The organism is Propioniferax innocua, assembly GCF_006716235.1.
Lineage (GTDB): Bacteria > Actinomycetota > Actinomycetes > Propionibacteriales > Propionibacteriaceae > Propioniferax > Propioniferax innocua.
The window spans coordinates 827,769-852,931 of the sequence record NZ_VFOR01000002.1; the positions used below are offsets into that span (position 1 = coordinate 827,769).

Consider the following 25,163-nt stretch of genomic DNA (forward strand, 5'->3'; position numbering starts at 1 on the left):
GCGTCCCCTCCACCTCCGCGTTGCGCCGCGCAGACACCGCTTTACGTCAAGGTGGAGCGCCCAAGGCTGGGGCCGACGCTGCCATGAGGAGATGCGTTCCCTCCACCTCCGCGTTATGCCGCGCAGACACGGCTTTACGTCAAGGTGAAGCGCGGTGGCGTGCCCCAGACAGGAGCGTGGGCGACAGTCAGTTCGGGAAGAACTCCCGGTTCAGAGGCGAAGCCTCAGGACTCCATGGCTGCGGGGATCGGAGCACGCCAGGTGCCACTGAGCTCCTCCAGAGAGAACTCCATGTCCCCAAGCCGTACCTGCGTCCCATCCAGCACAGTGCCGACGCGCACCGCCGGAACCTCATGCTTCTCACACGCGGCGTTCCACTCGGCTGCCACAGCAGGGTCGACCCCCACGAGGAGACGGGCCGAACTCTCGCCGAACCACCAGGCCACAGGTTCACCCTGCTGTTCGATCTCGACGCCACGTCCGGCGATGATCGCCGATTCGACCGCGGCACGTACCAGGCCACCTTCGACGAGCGGTCGCGCGCTGGCGACCAGCCCGTGGGCCTCCGACATCAGAGCCACCAGACGCTTCTCCGCCTCAAGATCCACCTTCGGGGGCATGCCACCCAGATGACCATCGTGGACGACATCGGCCCAGACCGATCCGGAGAGCTCATCGCGGGATTCACCCAGCAGCCACAGCTCGTGTCCGACGTCGGGAAGTTTCGAGCTCACGCGCGTCGCAACATCGTCGATGACGCCAAGAACGCCAACGGTGGGCGTCGGCACGATGGCGGTCTCACCGGTCTGGTTGTAGAAGCTGACGTTGCCGCCGGTCACCGGAGTGCCGAGTTCGCGGCAGCCGTCGACCAACCCGAGGATCGCCTCGACGAACTGCCACATGGCCGAGGGGTCCTCGGGAGACCCGAAGTTGAGGCAGTCACTGACAGCGACGGGCTCGGCGCCGGTCGCGGCCACACAACGGTAAGCCTGCGCAAGGGCGTGCTGGGCACCGAGGTACGGGTTGAGGTAGGCGATACGACCATTGCAGTCCACCGAGAGCGCGACGCCGAGACCGTCCTCGTCAACGCGGATCATCCCGGCTGATTCGGGGCGTGCAAGCACGGTGTCGCCGAGCACGTATCGGTCGTACTGCTCGGTGATCCACGTGCGATCGGCCACATTCGGGGCCCCCATGACCCGGAGCACCTGCTCGCGCAACGGCAGAGCGTCCCGGGCGAGGTCCTCGGCGGCGTCGGCATTGACCTTGTCGATCCATTCGGGACGCGCGTAGGGCCGCTCGTACACCGGCCCATCATGGGCGACGGTGCGTGGGGGAACATCGACGACGGTTTCGCCGTGCCAGTCGATGACGAGTCGGTCGCCGTCGGTGACTTCACCGATGACGGTGGCCTCCACATCCCACTTGGCGCAGATCTCCATGAATTCATCGACGCGGCCGGGCTCGACCACAGCCATCATGCGTTCCTGTGATTCGCTCATGAGGATCTCCTCCGGGCTCAGGGAGGAATCACGCAGCGGGGTGCGGTCGAGTTCGATGTGCATACCGCCGTCTCCGGCGGAGGCGAGCTCGGAGGTGGCGCAGGAGAGCCCGGCACCGCCGAGATCCTGAATGCCGGTCACGACTCCTGCGGCGAACAGCTCGAGGGTGCATTCGATCAGGAGCTTCTCCATGAACGGGTCGCCGACCTGCACCGAAGGCCGCTTCGCGGGACCGTCGGCGTCGAAGGTCTCCGACGCCAGCACCGAAACACCGCCGATGCCGTCGCCACCGGTGGTCGCGCCGTAGAGCACCACCTTGTTGCCGGTGCCCGACGCGTGGGCCAGGTGGAGATCTTCATGCTTGAGGACACCGACGCCCAAGGCGTTGACCAGTGGGTTGCCTGAGTAGGTGGGGTCGAAGAACGCTTCGCCGCCGATATTGGGCAGGCCCAGGCAGTTGCCGTAAGTGCCGACGCCGGCGACGACGCCGGGCAGCACGCGCTGGGTGTCGGGCAGGTCGAGGGGACCGAAGCGAAGCGAGTCCATGACACCCACGGGACGGGCACCCATGGCGAGGATGTCACGGACGATGCCACCGACGCCGGTTGCAGCACCCTGATGCGGCTCGACGTAGCTCGGGTGGTTGTGCGATTCGATCTTGAAGGTGACCGCCCAGCCGTTGCCGATGTCGAGGACGCCGGCGTTCTCACCGATACCGGCGAGCAGTTCGCCACGGGGGGTCGTCTTGGGCAGGTCCCCGAACTTCCGCAGGTGCACTTTGGAGGACTTGTAGGAGCAATGCTCGGACCACATCACCGAGTACATCGCCAGTTCGGCCGCAGTGGGGCGTCGACCGAGGATCTCGCGGATGCGCTGGTACTCGTCCTCCTTGAGGCCGAGATCGGCCCAGGGCTGTTCCACATCGGGAGTGTTGGCGGCGTTGGCGGTGGTGTCGGCCATGTTGCGTCCTTTCTCGGTACTCGACGCCGACGGGCGTCAGGCCGCGACGCGGCTGAGGAAGTTGGTGAGGCTCGCGAAGAATCCCCGGCCGTCGGTGGAGGGGGCCACCAGCGGGTCGACGTTGTGCTCGGGGTGCGGCATGAGGCCCACGACGTTTCCGCGTTCGTTGGTGATGCCGGCGATATCGTTCATCGAGCCGTTCGGGTTCTCGAGGTAGCGGAACACGACGCGACGCTCGGCCTCGAGCACCATGAGGGTTTCGGCGTCGGCCACATAGTTGCCCTCACCGTTCTTGAGGACGATGTTGATCTCCTGGCCATCGGTGAAGGCGTTGGACCACACCGTGTCGACCGATTCCACCAGCAGACGCTCGTCGCGGCAGCGGAAGCGTCGGTGTGCGTTGCGGGTGAGCGCCCCGGGGAGCAGGTGGGATTCGCAGAGCACCTGGAAACCGTTGCAGATGCCCAGCACTGGCATGCCGGCCTCGGCGCGCTTGATGATGTCGGCCATCAGCGGTGAGAAGCGGGCCAGGGCTCCGGCGCGCAGGTAGTCGCCGTAGGAGAAGCCGCCGGGCAGGATCACCGCGTCCACATCGTCGATCGTGTCCGAACCGTGCCACAGCGGCACGGGCGCGAACCCACATTGTTCGACGGCGCGCAGGGCATCCCGGTCATCCAACGACCCGGGGAACGTGACGACGCCGACGCGGCCGCTCACTGCGCCTCCTCGACGCGGACGGTGAAGTTCTCGATGACTTCGTTGGCGAGCACCTCGGAGGCGGCTTTGCGCACCTCGTCAAGGCGAGCGTCGGTGATTTGATCGACCTCGATCTCGAATCGCTTGCCCTGACGCACCGAGAGGCCGGTGTGACCGAGCTTTTCCAGGACTCCGGTGATCGCCTTGCCCTGCGGATCCAGGATCTCGGGCTTGGGCATCACGTCGACAATAATCCGCGGCATGGCGGCATCCTAGCGGTCCATTCATCGACTTCGCCCATTTGCTGACGGCGTGGACCCTGATCCCACAGCTTCCGCCCAGCGTCAGTCGACGGCCAGCCACAGGATCGAGGAGAGACCGCTGTAGATGTTCCGGATCTGCGGCTTGCGCGGTTCCTTGGTGTTGGCGATCTGACGCAACTGATCGAGATCGAAGACCTGTTGCACGTCGGCGTTGTCCTGAACCCGTTCAATGGCGACGCGCAGCAGCGCACGAGCAGGCTCAAGGTTGTAGATCTGCCAGAAGTTCATCCTCATGGCGTTCGCCTTGTCTGTGGCTGCCTTGCGTGCCTCCGGAGAACTGTCGGTGGGAAGAATGTCCAGCTCCTGCATGAGCTCGGCGGCGGGCCCTTCGGCGACGATCCCGGGGACCGCCGTGGGCACTGAGGTTATCTCCCCCTCGGTCGGCAGATCCCGGACCGGACGGCGCTTGCGTAGTGCGAGCAGGTCGTCGTTGAAGCGTTCTTTGTCGAACGGGTACTGCAACAGCCGCGGCTCGAAGGATTCCATCAGGTCATGGCCCACGACATTGGAACGGCGGCCCTTCTGCGTGAGCCGACTCGCGAGGAAGAAGCCTGCCACGGAGTAGAGCGGATCGAAACGAGCACCGATCCTGCTCCAGATCAGCGATCCCTGACCGATGTGGTAGCGGTTGCGGCTGTACGTGTAATAGGCGTCCCCGAGGAAGTCGACATCGAACTTCGGCAGCAGCCCGGTGAGCCGGGCCACCAGCCTGTCGTGCAGATGTTTCCGCGCCGATTCGCGGGTGACACCGGTGCCCTTGGGCATGAAGTTCTCATCGACGAGCTGCGCATCGATGGTCCGTCCATCCTTCGACCATTGACGGTCACCGTAGAACGTCCGCAGAACCTCGCCGTAGCCGCCTCCCAGAGCCGTCACCGAGACGCTGCCCTCCCGGCCGTTCGGCCCGGTCTCCATCATCCCGGCACTGTTGAACATGGGGCCGAGAAGCATCTCAGCGATGTTGCGAGAGCCAGCACTCGACAGGCCCGCACTTTCCGCACGCCGCAGACCGAACTGCCGGAACAGTCCGTCGGACACGATGCGGTCCCGCGTGGCAGGAGGTCCGGAACAGAAGTAGAGGAATGAGTCATCGAGCCCAAGTTCGTGGATGGCCCCGAACACCAATCGCGAGTCGAATCCACCTGTCAGGTGAGTGATCCGGAAGTCGCTGGGTGACTGGTGCAGGGCGGCCACGTTGGTCAGCAGGTCCTGACGCGTGGCCTCGAACAGGTCAGTAAGAGGCCAATCAGCAAGGTCGAAGGCATGCTCATACGGACGCACCATAACGGCACCATGGCGTACGTAAATGAACTCGAACGGATCGGCCACTTCGACGTCTTCGTAACTGCTGTGCACGAGGCTGCCGTTACCAAAGAGAATCCGCTCGGCTTGGAACAACGGAGACTTCTGCAGGGGAGCCCCCGCGTCCCGCGCGTAGTCAACCAAGCCCTGGACATCAGTGGAGACGGCCTGGAGCCCCGTATGATTCATATGAAAGGCCAGCGCCCCGCCCAAGGGATCGGGCAGGCAGGCTGCCCAATCCTGACTCTCGTCCCAGACATAAAGAGCGCCGACGTCACGGGCACCGTCGGCCCACCACTTGGCGAGTCGGGCAATATCCCAAGAACCGACACCCGACGGCAGCACCGTGGCGAGCCCCTGCGTGTCCAGGACGGCCCGTCCATAAAGCACGACGCTTCCATCCAGCCAGAAATAACGTCGCCCGATCTGAACGGGAGCTTCGCCACTGATCACTGTCGTCATCGTGCGCTGCCCCGGTGTCGCCACGATCGTCGGGGTGAGGCGGCTCGGCGTCGAGCTGGTTGTCATGCGTTCTCCAATCAGCGGGGCCGCGTCAGCGCGCAGCAGGAATCTTTAGACGCCGGGTGGCTAGATCATGCCCGAGTCCGTCGAACACATCGATGTCACACCACAACGGCTCTGATGAGTGAGGGGCGGGCCAGCTCATCCAGCCACGCTGCAGAGGGCTGGTTGCGATCCGGACCCCTTGCTGGTTCCACACCTGGACCACCCAGTGCAGGCCGGCCGTTCCGGAGGCGACGCCGTCCATGCACACGGTCACGTTCCGGTCATTCACGTAGGCGTGCACGGCTTTGTCCACGTCATCGGCGTGCGGACGCAGATCTCGCGGTTGGATACGTTCGTCCTGCTCCCCGAAGAACTCAGAAGCACTCAATCGCCGGACGGTCGTAAGGATGCTGGTGCCGGGATCGATACAGGCCTTGATGAGATCGATGATGCACTCACGTGGCGGAGGTGCATGTCCCTCCCCGAAGCGCGTCATCCAGATGACGTGGTCGGCATCGCGACGCCATATGTTCCCACCATTGGGGGTGTATCCGTGGGCTTCCAGATAAGGGGAGCAGTGTTTCTGCACATGCCAGTCTCCGGAGTTCTGCAAGTACAACAAACGAGCGGGCGCCTGGGACGGGAGGATTCCCTGCACAACCGAGTGTCGGCGGCCGAAGCGTCGCATGACCTGTCGTCCACGACGTTTCCATCCTTCTGCAGCGAACTTGACGCTGCTGACGCGGAAGGCCGCCTGCAGGTAGGCAACAACATAACTTCGGGAGTACTCCATGATGTCGGTCTGCGGGTTCCAGACCAGCACCGAACACCGCTTGCCCAGTTGGTGCCCGAGATCCAAGGCCGCGAAGCCACCTGCGGAGCCGCCCACCAACCACAGATCCCGACCAAGCGTCTCGGCGAGGGGAAGCACGAGGTTGAAGACATCCTGCTGCACGTCCTGCCACGCATTCCCCGCGTACCAACCGAGGGAGATGTCATCACGCAGAGCGAGAGTCGGGTCGGTGATCGCAATGAATGGCAGCCCCGTGGCCGTCGCGATGCCACGGCCAGAGAAGAACGGCGGAGGTCGTCCCTCATCACGTTGGACCGCGCCCGAGAAGATCATCAGCACAGGGCCCTGCGCCACGTTCCAAGGAGATCCGCCGGTGAGGATCTCCAATTGTCCATGCTCCGTGGTGATGACATGGACCCCGTCAGCGGGCTCGGCATCATGGAAGCTCGTGATCGAGTCCCATGTGAAGACGACGTCGTCGCGATAATCCGGTGTGAGTCGCTCGGGTTCGCCGGGGTCGTAGATCCTCCTCATGCGAATGCGCCTTCCAAGTCCACAGACAGATGTTCGCGGACACACTCCTCGTATCTGGTCCGGTCTACATCGGCGAGAGCTTCATCACAGCGGGCGTTCCACGCGGCGAAATCCTCGTCCTCATGCAGATCGTACTGATGCAGACGCACAGCCTGCCCTGCCATACATCGCACATCGTCCAGCACATCCCCCACAGCATCCCGCAACTCATGCTTAGCCAGCGGGATCATCACCACGATCATCTGCTCGGTGCCCGCGCCGGTCTCCCCTTCGAGTATGCGGGTCACCGCATCGGCCAGACGGTTCACATCGTCCTCGGCCGCATCGATGATGGTCTCCTGGAGCCGCCGCGCCCTACCGGGAGCAGGCATGGGCGGCACACCGGTCAGCATTGCATCTCGCATGCTCATGCCGTCCCGAGGATCTCATCGGTCAGCATGGGCAGCACGTGCTGCTCATCGAACAGCTCCTGCGCGGCCTGACTGTATTCCGCAGAGGGCTCGTGGGTGAGCACCCGCTCGACCATCTCGTCCACGTTCGTGCACAGCCACGCATCCGGGTAGATGAACTCGGCCCCGGGCCAGTTGAGCGTCACAGGAAGCGCGCCGGACGCCGCGCCATCGGCGATGGTGAGATGGAACGACTCGAACTCACTGACAGAGATCGCGACGCCGATCTTGCGGTACCAATCGGCCATATCGGGGCCGAATCCGTCGAACACGACGGCATCCGCCGCTCCAGCGTTGAGCTCGTCGATGCGGTCGAAGACGCGCTGGTAGTACGCCATTTCATCGGTGCGCCGCGCAAGCCACGGGTAAGCGTCGGGCGTCTTGCCCTTCACGAACAGGCGGTACCGGTCATCCTCCGAACGGAGGCGTTCCAACAGATCAATGGCACGGTCGATGCGCTTGGTCCTGGGCACCATCCCCACGAATCCCAGATTGAAACGAGCATCGGCGACCTTCTCTCGGCGAAGGTCGTCGACCGCGACCGGATTGGGGATCACCATCGTGTCGGCGAGAGGGACACCATGACTCCGCACCGCTGCCTGGCGGATCAGTTCGCTGACGAAGATGTGCCGGTCAACATGCGGGTGAGCGATCCGCCGCAGATACGGCAAACGCAGCTCCTGGGAGTGGCTACGCACGACGAGGCGCTGGTCGGCACGCACATGTTTGGAGTACCACTCGGCGTTCCCGAGACCCCATTCACAGAAGATCGCGTCGGCCTGCGCGAGGGCGTCCTTCGACGCCAACTCGTCATGGCTCCCATGGCTCTGCCATTCGTCCACGATCACCTCGACGCCACGATCCTGCAGAGACTGCATGATCTCGGTGGCGAACTTCAGATCATGCCCGGCCACGACGACACGTTCGGGGGTTCGAACCTGCAGGGGTGAACTCGCAGCCTGGCTCAGGGACTCGCCCATATCACCGGCATGTGCGTCCTCGACCGTCAGCAGCTCGACGCCGCTGGCAGCATCCACCAAGAGCGCCTGCGAAGTACCACCGGCGGTACGCACCTCATCGGTCCGGATCAGGTCGACCTGCATCGAGGTGGACGCCACCGGCCGGGCCAACGGAGCACCCACGTCCTCACCCGTGACCGGACGCGACCCGATCCGCGTCCACTGGCCGAAGCGGGTGGCTTGAAGCCGGTCCTCCAACCAGGTCCGGCTCAGCGGTCCGGTCACGATGCCGACCCAATCGGACGTCGCTTCGGTGACCGCGTCGCGCGGCCAGAGGGGAATCTCCAGACCGGAGAGTTCATCGGCGACGGCCTCGGGCACGTCATCGGCGTAGACGGCGACCGGACGCACCGACTGCGCCACGATCGAGGACCACACATCATGACTCTGCGAATCAACCGCGAGAGCTGCGGTCTCCCGGCACGGGCCATCGACAGGAATGCCGGCAGTACGCGCCAGGATCGCCAGCGCGTCATCCACGGTGTGTGAGCGATACACCGCGCGCATCTGCAACCAGGCTTCGCGGGCGCGTTCAACCGGATTGCAAGACCAGTCCCACAACAGCGCGGCCCACACCGCCGCGTCGTTGGAGCTGGGGATGACGCCACCGAACGTCTCGGCAACACCGCGCCCCGGCCCGGAGAGCACAAGACCGCCGCAGGCTGCGACCTCCACGACGCGACGGGAGAACATCGTCGGCGACGATGTCACCGAATTCACGTTCAGTTGGGCGATGTGGGATTTGTAGGAGTCGATGACCTCGTCGTACGGCAGGACGCCGCGGATGTGCCGTTCAAACTCCTCGGGGAACTGGTACGGCGATTCGGGGTTGGCCAGCTGACGGTCGTAGATGGTCAACCCGGCGACCTCTTGGCTGGTCTTCAGCAAACGCGCAAGTTGATGCGATCGGGTTTTGTATCGATCACCGTAGTACGTGCCTGCATAGGCGGCCGACTGTTCGTAGCGCCGGTGTCCCGGTAGCGGGTTGTGGATCTTCGGCTGCGCGTAGAACGGGAGGCTGGAGGCGGTCAGCGACGCCGACCCCTCGGTCCGCAGATACTGCGGAATCATGTTGGCATCGGTGGTGAAGACGTGGTCACAGCGGGCTGCGGTTTCCCGGAACCGCTGGAAGTGGACCGGATCCTCCTTGTTCCAGAACACCGTCGGGATACCCCGCGTGCGGCACTGTGCCAGTAGCGAGTACAGGTCGGCGTTCTCCTCCTCGCCGTAGTACCCGACCCCGCGGAACCAGTCACCATCATTGCCGTTCCACGCCGACTCGATGAACACGATGTCGAGATGTTCGGCGTCCAGTTGCTCCCGCCATCGGCTCCGGGACAGGGGCACGACGGTGACGCTGCCGCTGAGCGTGCTCGTGGTGAACTCATCGGCCACAAGCCCGAAACGAAGATCACCAAGATGTCGAGAATCGGCAGGAAGGTGGGCGTCGTGGTGCCACCGGGCACTGTGGTGGGCGCTGGACATGGCCCGTCCGAGCGTCCTCCAGTTGCGTTCGTGGAAAGTCCAGTGGCGTGCCACGCGACCGAGGCGCGCGCGTAGGTCCTCGTCACCGACGAGCTTCCCAAGCTGTTCGGCACACGCCTCCACATCACCGGCGGGGAAGAGCAGCGCCCTCTCCTGGTTCTTCCCTGCCAGAGTGCGGTGGGGCGAGACGTCCGACATGAGGACGGCTTTACCGGCGCTGAAGGCTTCGAGAGGTTTCAGCGGTGACACCATCTCGGTCACAACGCTGGAGTGCCGGGGGCACGGCATGATCGAGAAGGTGCTGAGCAGCTGCGGGATCTCGATCATGGGAAGTCGCCCGAGGAACCGCACGTGTTCCAGTTCCAGCTCGGCCACTCGCGCCTTCAGGTCGGCTTCAGCGCCACCGGATCCTGCGATGACCACCTGGTGTTCCACACCACGCTCGACGAGGCGTGCCGATGCCTCGATCAGAGTGTCGAGGCCCTCGTAATCGACCATGCTGCCTGCGAAACCGACCACGGGGACATCGGTTCGGATGCCATGTTTCTTGGCGTACTGGGCATCGGCCGGTATCGGCAGGAAGGTCTCGGGGTCGACCGAGTTGGGCGCGAGCGCGATTTTGGACCGTTCGACGCCACGCTCGACGAGCTCGTCAGCAACCTCCTGGGTGATCGCCAGCACACGGTCGGCGTTCTGAGCAACCAAGGTCTCCAGCTGGACGGCGGCCTTGAAACGGTCGCTCGCGGCCCAACTGGGGTCGCGTGACGCTTGGGTGAGTTCCCAGAAGCCCCGCACCTCATACACGAACGGCACACCAAGCCGACGGGCAGCGATCAGCGCAGGGATCGCGGTCAGATGATTGGACGCGGATTGGATCACGCTGGGACGCTGCAGCCGCGCCTCCCGCACGAATGCATCAGCGGCCGTGGCGAAGTACTCGTCGAGCGGGGCGTCAGCCAATCTGCTGCCCGGGAGGTGCACATAGTCGACCTCGTCGATCTGCACCACCGTCCGCTTCGCCTCCTTGGGGGCCGGGATGTCGGTCTTGTTGCTGTCCCACGGATATCCTTCGCGAGCCACGACGACGACATCGGTACCCACCTCCTTCATCCCGGCAGCGACGCCACGGGTGCGGGTGGAGTACCCGTTGGAGTTGTAGTGCGGTGTGGAGTGCACGCAATACATGACGCGATCCGGCTCGGGGACGAAGGCCGAGCCCTTGGCGCGCATCGGGATGGCGACGCCATTGCGGGTGACCTTCCAAGTCCCCCGGATGACCTGCGCCAGTGTCCGTTTCGTCTTGGTCATCTTGGCTGACTGAGCCGAATAGCGATCGAGCAGCTCGCAGGGTGCATCGATCATGCCCTCACCGAACCACTGGCGTGTCACCACAGCGACAAGCTTGGCGGGGGTGGGATCGGCCTGCAGATCCTCCAGAAGGTCCTCGAGTGTAGGCGCTGGAGGCTCCTCGGTCGCCGGAACGAAGCCCGTCGAATCTGCGGCCTTGTGAATCTCGTGTGTCTCGAGGGCTGTCGGGGCGGGGACAGGCACGGTACTGTCCTGCACTGTTTCAGGTTTTGCGTCGGGCGCTGAAGGCCCTCGCCCGTCTGCGTTGGCCCCGCCACGGCCCAGAGTCGATCGAACCATGCGGGTCAGGCGAATCGCCTTGGAGTTCCGCAGGTTCGCCAGTTGCCGCTTGAGATCCTTCGTCTCCCGGCGATACGCGTCCAGTGCAGAGCGCGCCGTCCCAAGGTCGCTCCAGATCTTGTCGCGTTCCTTCTCGCTCTTCTCCGCCGTCGACATCGCCCGTTCGGCTTCCTTGCGCGCCTCTGCCAACTCGGATTCCAGCTTCTTGATCACCGTTCGGTCGGCACGGTTTCGCTCGGCCATACCCTCGAACCGCGTAACCAAAGCGTCAGGATCCGCCAGAAGTTGGGAAACACGCTGCCGGCGAAGTCTCTCGGGTGAACGTTTCTCGTCAGCGTGCACGGTCAACCTTCCGAACAATCCTCAAGCTGGGCAGGGGCACGGTAACACCGACCCTGATTCACTTCACCAAGCCAGTTCAGAGATCCAACAACGCGCCCATGGCGTCCAGGCATCGCTGTGCGGATTTCCCGTCTCCGTACGGGTTCACCGCTTGGGCCATGGCTTGGTAGGCATCCTCGGAGTCCATCAATGCGCTGACCTCGCGCACGATGTCGGCTTCCTGTGCGCCGATGAGCTTGACGGTGCCGGCGTCGACGGCCTCGGGACGCTCGGTGTTCTCGCGGAGCACCAGGACCGGCTTGCCGAGGCTTGGCGCCTCCTCCTGAATTCCGCCGGAATCGGTGAGCACGATGTGGGAGGCGCCGATGAGGTGGGCGAATTCGCCGTAGGCGACCGGTTCGATGCTGATCACGTTGGCGAGATCTGCGATGTGCGGCTTGATGGTCTCGCGCACCTTAGGGTTCTTGTGGGCAGGCCACACGAGCACCGCATCGGGATACCGCTCGGCGAGCACGCGCATGGCGCGGCCGATGTTCTCCATGTTGGAGCCGAGGTTCTCACGACGGTGTGTGGTGACGAGGATGATCTGCCTGCCGCTGTCGGCCACTTCGTTGAGCACCGGATCGGTGAACTCACGGGGACGCTCGACGGCCCAGTGCAGGGCGTCGATGACGGTGTTGCCGGTGACGACGATGTCGGATTCATCGACGCCGTCGTGCAGCAGGTTGGCCTTGGAGACCTCGGTGGGAGCCAAGTGCAGTGACGCGATCTGCGAGACGAGCTTTCGGTTGCCCTCCTCCGGGAACGGGGAGAACAGGTCGCCGCTGCGGAGACCGGCCTCGAGGTGGACCACCGGGATCGAGCGGTTGAACGCAGCGATACCGGCTGCCATCACGGTGGTGGTGTCGCCCTGCACGAGCACGGCGGCGGGCTGGTGCTCGGCGATGGTCTCGTCGATGGAGGTGAGCACGCGGGCCGCGATCTCGTTGAGCGTCTGCCCGGGCTTCATCAGATTGAGGTCCACATCGGGAGTGACCTCGAAGACCTCGTTCACCTGATCCAACATCTCACGATGCTGCGCGGTGATGACCGAGATCACATCGAGCTTCTCGGACTCCTCGAGCGCCTTGATGACCGGTGCGACCTTGATCGCCTCGGGACGTGTGCCGTAAACCACCATCACTGCCGGGCGTTCAGCCATGACTTCCTCCAAATCCCCCACGAATACAACCCGCGTGAATGAGCGCGACCTCATTTTCTGTGTCGCCACACGCCTTATTTGTTGTGTCACCACACTAGGACATGGCCTTCACATCGGGGCGTCCCCCGGCCATCTGCCGACCAGAGATACCACTGACGACGTGCGATTGCCCAGCCGATGGGTCCATACTGTGAATGATCGATTCACGAACACGAATTCTAGGAGTGCGGGATGACCCAGCAGACCCCCACCGTCGCGGTGATCGGGCTCGGCTACATCGGGCTGCCGACGGCCGCGGTTCTCGCCAGCGCAGGTGCGCAGGTGACCGGTATCGACGTCAAGGAGACAACGATCGATGCCGTCAACCGCGGCGAGGTGCCGTTCGTCGAACCCGACCTGGGCACCGTCCTGGCCGGCGCGGTCAAGCAGGGGCGTCTGAGTGCTCAGTTCGAGGTGCCGCACGCCGACAACTACATCGTGGCAGTGCCCACCCCGTTCAAGGGCGACAACGAGCCCGATCTCTCCTACATCGAGACCGCGGCCAAGAACATCGCGCCACAGTTGACCGGCGGTGAGCTCGTGATCCTCGAATCGACCTCGCCTCCCGGGGCTACCGAGCGCATGGCTCAGATCTTCTTGGAATCGCGCACGGATCTGACGCTGGAGCCCAACCAGCCGAACACCATCTATGTCTGCCACTGCCCCGAGCGTGTACTGCCCGGCCGCATCATGGTGGAGCTGCGCACCAATGACCGCATCTGTGGTGGCCTCAACGGCGACGCCGCAGAGCGTGCTCGCGACCTCTATCAGCTGTTCTGCGACGGCGATTTCCTGCTCACCGACGCCAAGACCGCCGAGATGTCGAAGCTCGTGGAGAACTCTTTCCGCGACGTCAACATCGCCTTCGCCAACGAGCTGTCGATTCTCTCCGACAAGCTTGGCATCGACGTGTGGGAGCTCATCGAACTCGCCAACCATCACCCACGCGTGAACATCCTCCAGCCCGGCCCCGGCGTCGGTGGACACTGCATCGCCGTGGACCCGTGGTTCATCGTGGCGGCTGCCCCCGAGGAGGCACGGATCATCCGAGCAGCCCGCGAGATCAATGACGCAAAGCCCGAATGGGTTCTCGACAAGGTGCTGCCGTTGGCTGACAAGTTTGAGAGTCCCGTCATCGCGGCACTGGGCTTGGCCTTCAAACCCGACATCGACGACCTGCGTGAATCCCCTGCGCTGCACATCACCGAAGACCTCGCGAAGCGGCTGGACGTCGGCAAGATTCTGGCCGTCGAACCCAATGTCGATGAGCTGCCGAAGTCACTGGCGGATTTCGGCAATGTCGAGCTCGCAGAGCTGGACACCGCCGTCGCCGAAGCAGACATCGTGCTGCTCCTGGTTGACCACACCGATTTCAAGGAGTTCGACCGCGAGAAGCTCTCCGAGAAGGCCTTGATCGACACCCGAGGGGTGTGGCGCTGAGCGCAGCCTCCGATCACTGACCGAACGTCACGTCGGCCCGGCCCGCGGCCGCCCCGATCATTCCTTGGTCGGGGCGTCGTCGGTGTCGGGCCGTCGGCTTTCGGCGGCCTGCAGTTCTTCGGTCAGGTGACGCTCGACACCCTCGACCTGCTGGCTGGTGGCCAACCGCTGCAGCACCACGAGGATGGCTCCCGCAGCCACCACGAAAGCAGTGTCGGCCGCAACTGGAGCGATCCATCCTTCAGTGGTGTGGGACACGATCCTCGCCACGAACCACGCTGCCAGGGCAGCGCTCGCGGCGAGCAACAGCTCCTTGTTCGTCAAAGAAGCGGTGGAACTCATCTCGCCGTACCTCCATGGGGATCTCCAGCGTGGCCGGGCCCGGCCAGCTCAGCCCCATCATCTCACCTGCCGCGAGGAGACAGGCCTCCCCAAGGATCCTGCCTGTCCTCAGCGCGTGAACGCGTTGCCCGTGAGCCGTTCATAGGCATCGAGATAGCGCTGCCGCGTGGCGTCGACGATGTGGTCCGGCAGTGGGGGTGGCGCTTGGTCACCAGACCGATCCCATCCCGATTCGTGCACGAGCCAGTCACGCACGAACTGTTTGTCGAACGAGTCGAGGCTCTCCGGCCATGCCTGGGCATCCCAGAAACGCGAGGAGTCGGGGGTGAGCACTTCATCGGCGAGCACGATCGTCCCGTCAGCACGACGCCCGAACTCCACCTTGGTGTCGGCGATGAGGACTCCGCGCTCACGGGCGATGCGCTCGGCGCGCGTGTAGACCGAGAGAGTGAGATCGCGGAGCTCGTCGGCGGCTTGTCCACCGACGGTCGCTGCAACGGTCGCGAAGTCGACGTTCTCGTCGTGATCGCCCATCGCCGCCTTGGTGGCCGGGGTGAAGATCGGATCTTCCAGACGCGCCCCGTCGTGCAGCCCAGCGGGCAACGGGACCCCACAGATGCTGCGATCCACCTGGTATTCGGCCCATCCCGATCCGGTCAGGTAGCCACGTGCCACGCATTCGACGGGAAACATATCGAGCTTCTCCACGATGACGGCACGGCCGGCCACGGCGTCGGGCACATCGGTACTGAGTACGTGGTTGGGCACCACGTCGACGAGCTGCTCGAACCACCACAGAGCCATCTGGTTGAGAATGGCGCCCTTGTCGGGGATGGGTGTGGACAGCACATGGTCGTAGGCCGAGATCGCATCGGTCGCCACCATCAACAGCGCGTCGTCACGGTCGGGTAGAGCGTAGAGTTCGCGCACCTTTCCCGCATGCACCAGCGGGAGGCCCAGAACGTCACCGTAGACAGACTCAGTATTCACCGCTCGATCATGTCACGAACTGCTGCACCGCGCAGCGGACGCCAAGGGCCTTTCTGCGTGTTGCGGCGCCGGAGCTGTTCCCTGCCGGTGCCCACATACGCAGAGGCGGACGCTGTCACCAGATCGAGACCCCGCGACCGATGCCGTGATAGTCCCATCCCGCCTCGCTCCAAGCTCTGGGGTCGAGCACATTGCGACCGTCAACGATGACGGGGGTCTTGACGATGCTCTTCACCGCAGCCGGATCCAGCTCCCGGAACTGTTTCCATTCGGTGAGCAGCATCGTGACCTCCGCCCCACTGAGGGCTTCCTCGATGGTGTCGACGACTTCCAGGTCGGGGCGCTGTTCCTTGAGTTTCCCACCGGCCTGCGGATCGTGGATCACCACATCGGCACCGCGTGACCACAGCGTCAGGGCGATGTCCAGCGCCGGCGAATCACGCAGGTCGTCGGAGTCCGGTTTGAAGGCGGCACCCAGCACCGCCACCCGATGTCCGACGAGACGGGGGCCGACAAGGTCGGTGACCAGGTCGACAGCGCCCACGCGACGACGCGTGTTGATGGCGTCGACTTCACGAAGGAAGGTCAGCGCCTGATCGACGCCGAGCTCACCGGCGCGGGCCATGAAGGCGCGGATGTCCTTGGGCAGACAGCCGCCGCCGAAGCCGATGCCGGCACGCAGGAACTTCTTGCCGATGCGGTCATCGTGGCCGATCGCCTCAGCCAGTTTGGTGACGTCAGCACCGGTGGCATCGCAGAGCTCAGCCATGGCATTGATGAAGCTGATCTTGGTGGCGAGGAACGAGTTGGCGGCGACCTTCACCAGTTCGGCCGTCGGATAGTTGGCCAGCAGGCGGGGCGTTCCCCGATCGAGGATCTCGCGGTAGCACTCATCGAGCATCTCTCGTGCCTTCTCGCCCTCAGCGACGTCTTCGCTGAGCCCGTAGACGATGCGGTCGGGTTCCAAAGTGTCCTTGACCGCGAACCCTTCGCGCAGAAACTCCGGGTTCCACAGGACAAGGAGGTTCTTGCCGGATTCGGCGACCTTCCCCGCGATGGCCTCGGCGGTCCCGACCGGGACGGTCGATTTACCAGCGATCAGCGCCGGCTCTTCACGGTTCGGGTCCGTGTTGTCCAGGATCGTCTGAACGGCGGCATCGACCTGGGACATGTCTGCGGCATAGCGGCCCTGCATCTGCGGGGTTCCGACACCGATGAAGTGGATGTCACAGTCAGCGATGGCGGAGGGATCGGTGGTGAAGGTGAGTCGACCCGCATCGACGTTACGGCGCAGCAGCTCGGGAAGCCCGGCCTCGTGGAAAGGGGCCTCACCACGCGCCAGCAGCTCGACTTTTCGCTCGTCCACGTCGAGGCCGACGACCTCATGCCCCAACTCGGCCATACAGGCCGCGTGAACGGCCCCCAAGTAGCCACAACCGATCGTGCTGATCTTCATCTCTGCGTCCTCTGAACCACGGAAAGGTCTGTCCGGCTGACTCTAGCCCCAAGCCCGACGCCTGTTCTGTTTCCACCGCGCCCGGGTCAGCCTGCGGAAACGGTCTCTCCCGGTGTCACGGCATCGTCTTCCCTGCCTCCGAAGATCGTTCTGAGCTCCTCATCGGTCCACTCCGTGAAGTCGTACATGTCGTTGATCTGTTGCAACAACGACACCGCTTCGTCATAGTCCTCGGGCAGCACCTGCTTGAGTCTCGGCAGGTGCCACCCCTTCAGGAACGCCTCGTAACGAGTTTCCACGTATTCGTCCATCAGGCCCACCTCACGCAACCATGCCGAGCGGCTCTTCTCCAGCGGCAGGTATTTGCGGAAGAAGTTGGGGCTGATGGTGTTGACCGTCGAGGTGGAGACCGCCGCGTAGTACACATGGATCACGATCGGGAGGATCTGGATACGGCGTGCGTAATAGAGCATCTGCTGGAAGAAATAGGAGTCCTGCCCCACGGCGCCGACGGGTTGGGTCAGGCCGAGGCTCCGCAGCCACTCGGTGTTCGCGACGAGGGCCTGGATGCTCATCGGTGTGAACCGGATGTCGGCCAGGCTCGTGGGCGTCGGCGAGTGGGTTCCGTCCTCGTTGTCCACGAGGTACTTCTTGAGCATCTTGGCATTGGCGACGTGTTTGGGCATGCCCTTGCGCTTGCTCATGTCACCGATCGCGAAATCCACGCCTGATTCGGTGATCATCTCGAACAGGCGCGCGAACCCGTCGTTGACGGCTTCGTTGTCGGGGTCGAGGTACGTGACATATTCGGCGCTGGCCGCCGCCAGCCCCTGGTTCCGCGGCCGCGACGCACTGCCGGATCCCCCCGGTGCGTTCCGCAGCCATCGGACGCGGTCGGTTCCCCTGCTCAACCGCGCGAGAAGATCCACCGTTTCCGGGTCGGTCGAGCCATCGTCCACGAGCAGGATCTCCATATCCGAGAAGATCGAGCTGCGTCGCAGGGAGCTGAAGCACTTGTCCCTCAGGTATCGCCCGTTGTTGTAGACCGGCACGATCACCGAAAGCCGAGCGTCCGTGGCACGCGGCTGCGCGGTCTCGGCGTCCTCGAAATCCGGTTCACGGCTCGGGAGGGTGAGATCCCCAGAACCGGCGAGAGCGAACTCGAAGGGGTCGATGGCGTAACCGAGACCGTTCACGACCCCGTCTCGGATGTACGCCCCGAAGGAGGGGCTGTCTACCCAGATCGCACTCAGCTCGGGGCGAGCCTCACTCACCCGGTCATGCTCGGTGGCCGAGCCGATCTCGCCGTCGATCAGCGAGGTGCTCTTGGTGATGAAATCACTGTCGGTGTAGACGAAGCCGTTGAGCAGGTCCTCGGCGTGGTGAAGCCCGTACTCCACGCCCTCGGAGACCGGAATCACCACGTCGGCGGTCTCGGCCGCAGCACTCAACTGGTCCTGCGCCAGCACCTCCAGTCCGGGCAGCGACTGGCGTTCACAGAATTCTCGGGCAGCAGCCTCGGGACCGGTGACGGCGACGCGTGGGGCCAACGAAGCGGTGGGCAACCCGATCGCGTCGAGCATCGCGCCCAGATGTCGATGTGCGGTGTGGGCCGAGAACACCGTGCGGAGCCCCGCCATCTGCGCCCGATACATGCGTTCGGGGTCGAGCGTCTGCAACTGGTGGGCCACGTCGATGGCCGATTCGGCCATGAACACCGTCGGGAACCGATCGTTGACGCCAGCGTTGTAGTTCGAGATGACGTAGGCCCCCATGGCCTGCAGTTCCACCACACGGTTGGCGTACATGGTCATCGAACCGACCACCGAGTTGAGGTTCACGCTGATGTCGGTGATCCGCTGCAGCTTCAGGAGCCGCTCATGGCTGATCGAGGGTGCGATGTGCGGCATCAGCATGTGCGGGAATGCGTATTTCGCCATGCCGAGATCGAAGTTCCGATCGAAGATGATCAGCTCACGGTCGGCGTCGAGGATCCCTTGGAAGATCGCGGTACCGGCCTTGCGTCGCAGCTGGTACTTGTGACGGTGCCACGAGCCGGCGAACATGATCCGGTCGAGCCGACGACGCCGCGAGCCCACGGGGTTGTGGTGGAAAGGGTTGACGCCGAAACTCATGACGCCGAACGACTCGGCCCCCGCGCACTTGCTGCGGTAGTCCTTGAGTTTGGTGTCTGCCGTTGTGTAGACGTGATCGGCCACGGTTGCCAGAGGCAGGAACACGTCGAAGTTCGGCGGGTCCTCCTTGGAGTAGTAGACGATCGGCACCCCGGCGTCACGGAACACGGGCACCATCTCATCCATCACCAATCGCCGGACCCATGATCCACGCGAGAGCCCGAACCACTCCTGGTTGAGGCCACGCCACGCCGAGGTGATCATGAACAGGTCCACGTCATCCACGTGGTCGCGCCAGTTTCCGGGAGTCAACGGAACGAGGTCGGCGAGGCCTTCGAGCGACGAGTAGAGGAACTGATCGGCGATGATGCCGATGCGTACCGGGTGGGGACGCAGCAGCCTGCTGCCCAGGTGGTCGGGAAGATCCGCGATGAGTTCGTCGATGGCGTCGGCCTGATCGGGAAGGGCATCAGTCGCCAGCATCTGCTCATATTCCGCGCCTGAGGCCGCAGGAAAGGGATTGCGGCCCTCCCTCACCAGTTGTTCGAACAGATCGGAGTCCGTGTAGGAGTCTGTGTCCGCAAGCAGAAGGCGACGCTCCTCGGCTCGGGCTCGTGCCTGCGCGAGCTGCTGTCGTCGCGCAGCAAGGGGCATGCGTTGGAATCCCATTGTCATTCCTTCCCTGGCTTCGCCCCACGGGTACGCGACCGCAGGTTCCACCACGCACGCTGGATCCGCCCCATCTTCGATGAGGCCAGATTGTCGTAGCGCCGTCTCAGATCAGTCAGCTGGCGGTCCCGCTCGGCGAGCGAGGTCTGGAGCTGCCAGACGTACTGGGAAAGCTCGTCGTCGTGTTGCTCGATCTCCCGAAGGAGTCGTTCCTCCCGGTCGTACGCCTCGCGCAGCTCGGTCTCAACCGCAGCCTGCTGCCGAAGAGCCCGGACGATTCCTCCCCGGAGGTCGTCGGGCCGAGGGGCCTCGACCTGGGCGATGTCCGGATCCTTCGGTTTCTCAGGCTGCGCGGGATCACCATCGCAAAGCCGACCGGTCAGCCTGGTGTAAGCAGCGCAGTAGCGCTGGCGAGTCACGGTGACGACCTCGACCGGCAACTCGGGAACCGCCATATCGCCAGCCTGGTCCCATCCTGAATCATTGACCAGCCAATCACGCACGTACTCCACGCCCCACGGCACAAGGTTCTGCGGCCACGTCTCGGCATCCCAGAACCGTGAAGAATCGGGGGTCAGGGCCTCACCTGCGAGAACGATGGTCCCATCTGAACGCTGACCGAACTCGAACTCGGCATCGGCGATGATGACACCACGCTCCCGAGCGATCCCTTCAGCGCGACGGTAGAGGTCCAACGTCAGGTCGCGGAGCCGGTGGGCGATGTCGGGCCCCACCAGTTCGGATATCGCGGAAAAATCCACGTACTCGTCGTCTTCGCCCCGTCCGGCCTTGATGACCGGTGTGAAGATGGGCGTGTCCAGACGGCTGCCCTCACGCAGTCCTTCGGGAAGTGGAACACCGCAGACGTGACCGGTCTGCTGATACTCCATCCATCCCTGGCCGGTCAGGTAACCGCACGCCACGCACACCACTGGGAACATCGTGAGCTTCTCGACAATCACCGCTCGCCCCGCCACGGCGTCTGGAACGTCGGTGGAGATCACGTGGTTGTCGACGCCGAGCCGATCGAACCACCACAGAGACATCTGGCTCAGGATGATTCCTTTGTCAGGAATCTCAGGGGTCAGGATGTGACCGCCGAGGGGCAACCGGTCAATGGCCACCATGAGATGGGCGTCCCGTCCGGGAGCCTCATACAGTTCGTGGGTCCTCCCTGCATGGACCAATGGCAGACCCAAGGTTTCAGCGTAGACCGGTTCGATACTGCTCACCGGGCGATTATCGCATCCGGATTCGTTCCGCACCGGGTATCTGCTGAATCAGCTTCCGGGAGTCGGTCAGAGCACCGAACCGGGTGTGTACGCGGCGGCTCGTGGATGCTGCGCCGCAATGTCCTCGACTCGCTGGGCAACACTCGAAATCTGTGCCGGGGCCGCGCCGGCCATGTCCAGCGGCTCGGTCACCAGGGCCGCCAGGGCGTCCCGGGAAAGCCCCAGGCGTTCGTCCTGGCCGAGGCGATCGAACAGGTCATTCTCAGCCTTTCCGGTCTCCCGCATCTCGAGGGCGACGGCCACCGCGTGCTCCTTGATGGCCTCATGGGCGGTCTCACGCCCCACTCCGGCGCGCACCGCAGCCATCAACACCTTGGTGGTGCTGAGGAACGGCAGATAGCGCTGGAGTTCGGCGTCGATGACGGCCTCGAACGCGCCGAAGTCGGCGAGCACCGTGAGGAACGTCTCGAACAGCCCATCGATGGCATGGAACGCACCCGGAAGGGCGACGCGGCGCACCACCGAACACGAGACGTCACCTTCATTCCACTGGTCTCCGGCCAGTTCGCCGACCATCGACACGAAGCCGCGCAGGATCACCGACATGCCGTTGACCCGTTCACACGAGCGCGTGTTCATCTTGTGCGGCATGGCACTCGACCCCACCTGGCCGGGCTTGAACCCTTCGGTGACGAGTTCGTGGCCGGCCATGAGTCGGATCGAGGTCGCGACATTGCTGGGGGCCGCCGCCACCTGCGCGAGGGCGGTGACGACGTCGAAATCGACCGACCGTGGATACACCTGTCCGGTGGAGGTCAGGACCCGCTCGAAGCCGAGATGATCGGCGACGCGGCGCTCCATCTCGGCGAGCTTGCCCGCGTCGCCGTCGAAAAGGTCGAGCATGTCCTGCCCGGTTCCCACCGGCCCCTTGATGCCCCGCAACGGGAGACGCTCGAGCAGTTCGTTGACACGCTCGTAGGCGACCAGCAGTTCATCGGTGGCGGTGGCGAAGCGCTTGCCGAGCGTCGTGATCTGCGCCGCCACGTTGTGTGAACGGCCCGCCATCGGAGTCTCGGCATAGGTGGCGGCGATCCGCGTGAGCGCTGCCAGGGCGGCCACCACACGGTCCCGGACGAGTTCCAGGCCACGACGCTGCTGCAGCAGCTCGACGTTCTCGGTCAGATCCCGACTGGTCATGCCCTTGTGGACCTGTTCGTGGCCCGCGAGGGCATTGAACTCCTCGATACGCGCCTTCACGTCGTGCTTGGTGATGCGTTCACGTTCGGCGATCGAATCGAGATCCACCTGGTCGATCACGCGCTCGTAATCGGCGAGCATCGCGTCCACGTCGGCACCGGCGAAGTCGACGCCCAAGTCACGCTGGGCGCGCAGGACGGCCAACCAGAGCTGGCGTTCGGCGATGATCTTGTATTCGGGAGACCAGATCTCGGCCATCTCGGCCGAGGCGTAACGGGTGGCGAGAACGTCGGGGGTGGTCACGAGCGCGGCACCTCGACCTGGCCGAGGACGGCGTTCTCGGCGATGTCGTGACGCCAGAACAGGTCGGTGAGCCAGAACGAGCGCAGCGTCGCGTAGACCATGTTGCGCGAGAACTTCAGGCTGCCACCGCGCCCGACGGCGCACATGACGCGACCCGATGCGGAGATCAAGCGCTCTTCCTCATCACGGGCGGTGCCGCAGTGGAAGATCTTCACCGATCCGGAGGAGAACTGGTTCTCCGCGATCCGCGAACCGGTCGTCGGCTCCTCGGGATACCCGTTGGCGGCCATGACCACTGCCACGGCGGCTCCCGGGTACTGCTCGAGTTCCCGGTACTCGGAGAGGTCACCGTTCGCGGCGGCGTGGAGCAACTGTGCCAACGGAGTGGCGTTCAGCGTCAAAACGGCCTGCGTCTCGGGGTCGCCGAAGCGTGCGTTGAACTCGATGACCTTGGGCCCCTTGGCGGTGAGCGCAAGGCCTACGTAGAGCAGGCCCTGGAACTCGGCGTCGCGCTTCTTCATCTCCTCGAGCGTGGGCGTCACGATCGTGTCGGTCACGGTCTCGACGAGGTCGTCGGGAGCCCACGGCAACGGGGTGTACGCGCCCATCCCGCCGGTGTTGGGGCCGGTGTCGCCGTCGCCGACACGCTTGTAGTCCTGCGCCGGGGGGAAGGCCACGGCGCGGGTGCCGTCGGTGACGACGAACAGCGACACCTCGGGGCCGTCGAGGAACTCCTCGACCACGACCGTCTCGCGTCCCTTGGCGTGCTCCAGTGCGGCGGACTTGTCCTTGGTGACCAGGACGCCCTTGCCGTTGGCGAGCCCGTCCTCCTTGATGACGTAGGGGGCGCCGAACTCCTCCATGGCGGCCTCGACCTCGTCGAGGGTGCGGCAGGTACGCGATTCGGCGGTGGGGACACCGGCAGCAGCCATGACGTCCTTGGCGAAGGCCTTGGAACCCTCGAGCTGGGAAGCCGCCTCCGACGGGCCGAAGCAGGCGAAGCCGGCCTCACGGACGCGGTCTGCGACGCCGGCGACGAGCGGGGCCTCGGGGCCGATCACGACCAGGTCGATGGCGAATTCCTTGGCGAGCGCGATGATCGCGTCGGCGTCGGTGATGTCATCGAGCGGGTGGATGTCGGCATTCAGCTCCATCCCGGGGTTGCCGGGTGCCGCGTGCACCTCGGTGACGACGGGGTCACGCGAGATGAAGTGCGTCAGTGCGTGTTCGCGGCCTCCGGAGCCGATGACGAGTACCTTCATTGGGTCTTCCCTTTCCGAGCTTCAGAGCAGGTCGTGGATCATGATGGATTGTTCGCGGCTCGGCCCGACTCCGATGCCGGAGATACGCGAGCCGCAGAGCTCCTCGAGACGCTTCACATAGTCTTGCGCAGCCTGTGGCAGGTCACCGAATTCGCGGCAGCCGGAGATGTCTTCCTTCCACCCGGGAAGCTCTTCGTAGATCGGCGTCGCGGCGTGGAAATCGGACTGGTTGACCGGCATCTCGTCCACGCGTTTGCCGCGGACGTCGTAGGCGACGCACACCGGGATGGTCTCCCACCCCGAGAGGATGTCGAGCTTGGTCAAGAAGATGTCGGTGAAACCGTTGGCCGTGGCAGCAGCCTCGACGAGGGGGGCGTCGAACCAACCACAGCGACGCGGACGCCCGGTCGTGGCTCCGAACTCGCCGCCGTCAGAACGCAGCTTCTCGCCGGCCTCATCGTGGAGCTCGGTGGGGAAGGGCCCCTCCCCCACGCGCGTGGTGTAGGCCTTGGCGATGCCGACGACGCGGTCGATCCGCGTGGGTCCGACCCCGGTGCCGGTGCAGGCTCCGCCGGCAGTGGGGTTGGAGGACGTCACGTACGGGTAGGTGCCGTGGTCGACATCGAGGTGATGCGCCTGGGCACCCTCGAACAGCACGACCTCGTCGCGGTCGAGCGCGTCGTTGAGCAGACGCGTGGTGTCGGTGACCATGGGACGCAACCGTTCGGTGTAGCCCAAAAGCTCATCGGCGGTGCGCTCGATGTCCATGGCGCGACGGTTGTAGACCTTCACCAACAGGTGATTCTTCTGATCGAGCGCGCTCTCGACCTTCTGGCGCAGGATCGATTCGTCGAACAGATCCTGCATCCGCAGACCGATGCGGTTCACCTTGTCGGCATAGGCAGGACCGACGCCGCGACCGGTGGTTCCAATGCGGCGCTTGCCGAGGAAGCGCTCGGTGACCTTGTCGATCGTCCGGTGGTACGGAGCGATGATGTGGGCGTTGGCCGAGATCTTGAGTTTCTCGATGGGCACGCCACGGCTGGCGAGCGTATCGATCTCCTCGAACAGCACCTCGGGGTCGACGACGACGCCGTTGCCGATGACTGGCGTGGCGCCGGGGTTGAGGACGCCGGAGGGCAGCAGGTGCATGGCGTACTTCTCGCCGCCGACCACAAGGGTGTGACCGGCGTTGTTGCCGCCCGAGTACCGCACGACGTAGTCGACGCGGTCACCGAGCTGGTCGGTCGCCTTGCCCTTTCCCTCGTCGCCCCACTGGGCTCCCATCACGATGATGCTGGGCATTGCTCCCCTTCCGAAACCTTCACAAACCGCTTG

The 25,163-nt window shown here is 64.4% G+C and carries 15 protein-coding genes and 2 pseudogenes; 1 reads left to right on the forward strand and 16 read right to left on the reverse strand.

Features of this window, described 5'->3' with window-relative positions; genetic code table 11:
• Positions 1-224: 224 nt before the first annotated feature.
• From purL to wecB, 8 genes and pseudogenes are all read right to left on the reverse strand, one after another.
• On the reverse strand, positions 225-2,462 hold the full coding sequence (purL, locus tag FB460_RS10590; RefSeq protein WP_142094086.1) for a phosphoribosylformylglycinamidine synthase subunit PurL: 2,238 nt from the start codon (positions 2,460-2,462) through the stop codon (positions 225-227).
• 36 nt (positions 2,463-2,498) lie between these two features.
• A complete protein-coding gene (gene purQ, locus FB460_RS10595; RefSeq protein ID WP_142094087.1) occupies positions 2,499-3,179 on the reverse strand; it encodes a phosphoribosylformylglycinamidine synthase subunit PurQ in 681 nt (226 codons plus the stop codon).
• Positions 3,176-3,424: pseudogene (gene purS / locus FB460_RS10600) on the reverse strand (phosphoribosylformylglycinamidine synthase subunit PurS); the annotation flags it as partial. The gene purQ and the pseudogene purS, both read right to left, overlap by 4 nt.
• 78 nt (positions 3,425-3,502) lie before the next feature.
• A complete protein-coding gene (locus FB460_RS10605) occupies positions 3,503-5,311 on the reverse strand; it encodes a hypothetical protein (protein WP_142094089.1) in 1,809 nt (602 codons plus the stop codon).
• Positions 5,312-5,336: 25 nt separating this feature from the next.
• Complete coding sequence (locus tag FB460_RS10610) at positions 5,337-6,617, reverse strand: hypothetical protein (RefSeq protein ID WP_142094090.1); 1,281 nt, start codon at positions 6,615-6,617, stop codon at positions 5,337-5,339.
• Positions 6,614-7,027, reverse strand: a complete 414-nt coding sequence (locus FB460_RS10615) for a hypothetical protein (RefSeq protein ID WP_142094091.1) — start codon at positions 7,025-7,027, stop codon at positions 6,614-6,616. Before FB460_RS10615 ends, FB460_RS10610 begins: the two co-directional genes overlap by 4 nt.
• The gene (locus FB460_RS10620; RefSeq protein ID WP_142094092.1) at positions 7,024-11,460 is read right to left on the reverse strand and encodes a glycosyltransferase; all 4,437 of its coding nucleotides are present in this window, start codon (positions 11,458-11,460) and stop codon (positions 7,024-7,026) included. Before FB460_RS10620 ends, FB460_RS10615 begins: the two co-directional genes overlap by 4 nt.
• Before the next feature lie 175 nt (positions 11,461-11,635).
• Positions 11,636-12,760 carry a non-hydrolyzing UDP-N-acetylglucosamine 2-epimerase gene (gene wecB, locus FB460_RS10625; RefSeq protein ID WP_211345946.1) on the reverse strand — a complete coding sequence of 375 codons (1,125 nt, stop codon included), beginning with the start codon at positions 12,758-12,760 and terminating at the stop codon, positions 11,636-11,638.
• A 231-nt stretch (positions 12,761-12,991) separates the two neighbouring features.
• Between wecB and wecC the strand changes: the two genes are divergently transcribed.
• The gene (gene wecC, locus FB460_RS10630; protein ID WP_142094093.1) at positions 12,992-14,239 is read left to right on the forward strand and encodes a UDP-N-acetyl-D-mannosamine dehydrogenase; all 1,248 of its coding nucleotides are present in this window, start codon (positions 12,992-12,994) and stop codon (positions 14,237-14,239) included.
• 57 nt (positions 14,240-14,296) lie between these two features.
• On the opposite strand, the gene FB460_RS10635 is transcribed toward wecC, so the two are convergent.
• From FB460_RS10635 to FB460_RS10670, 8 genes and pseudogenes are all read right to left on the reverse strand, one after another.
• Positions 14,297-14,581 (reverse strand): hypothetical protein, encoded by a 285-nt coding sequence (locus tag FB460_RS10635; protein WP_142094094.1) that lies wholly within the window; start codon positions 14,579-14,581, stop codon positions 14,297-14,299.
• Between the two features lie 126 nt (positions 14,582-14,707).
• Positions 14,708-15,541: pseudogene (locus FB460_RS10640) on the reverse strand (phosphoribosylaminoimidazolesuccinocarboxamide synthase); the annotation flags it as partial.
• Positions 15,542-15,686: 145 nt separating this feature from the next.
• On the reverse strand, positions 15,687-17,027 hold the full coding sequence (locus tag FB460_RS10645) for a UDP-glucose dehydrogenase family protein (RefSeq protein ID WP_142094095.1): 1,341 nt from the start codon (positions 17,025-17,027) through the stop codon (positions 15,687-15,689).
• A gap of 86 nt (positions 17,028-17,113) precedes the next feature.
• Complete coding sequence (locus FB460_RS10650; protein ID WP_170210056.1) at positions 17,114-19,831, reverse strand: glycosyltransferase; 2,718 nt, start codon at positions 19,829-19,831, stop codon at positions 17,114-17,116.
• Between the two features lie 2 nt (positions 19,832-19,833).
• On the reverse strand, positions 19,834-21,063 hold the full coding sequence (locus FB460_RS10655; protein WP_246044366.1) for a phosphoribosylaminoimidazolesuccinocarboxamide synthase: 1,230 nt from the start codon (positions 21,061-21,063) through the stop codon (positions 19,834-19,836).
• A gap of 66 nt (positions 21,064-21,129) precedes the next feature.
• Positions 21,130-22,563, reverse strand: coding sequence for an adenylosuccinate lyase (purB, locus tag FB460_RS10660; protein ID WP_142094097.1), 1,434 nt, complete (start codon positions 22,561-22,563; stop codon positions 21,130-21,132).
• Positions 22,560-23,825: a phosphoribosylamine--glycine ligase gene (gene purD / locus FB460_RS10665; protein ID WP_142094098.1), complete on the reverse strand. Its 1,266-nt coding sequence runs from the start codon at positions 23,823-23,825 to the stop codon at positions 22,560-22,562. The genes purB and purD overlap by 4 nt, the downstream gene beginning before the upstream one ends.
• Positions 23,826-23,846: 21 nt before the next feature.
• Positions 23,847-25,130: an adenylosuccinate synthase gene (locus FB460_RS10670; protein ID WP_142094099.1), complete on the reverse strand. Its 1,284-nt coding sequence runs from the start codon at positions 25,128-25,130 to the stop codon at positions 23,847-23,849.
• Positions 25,131-25,163: the final 33 nt, after the last annotated feature.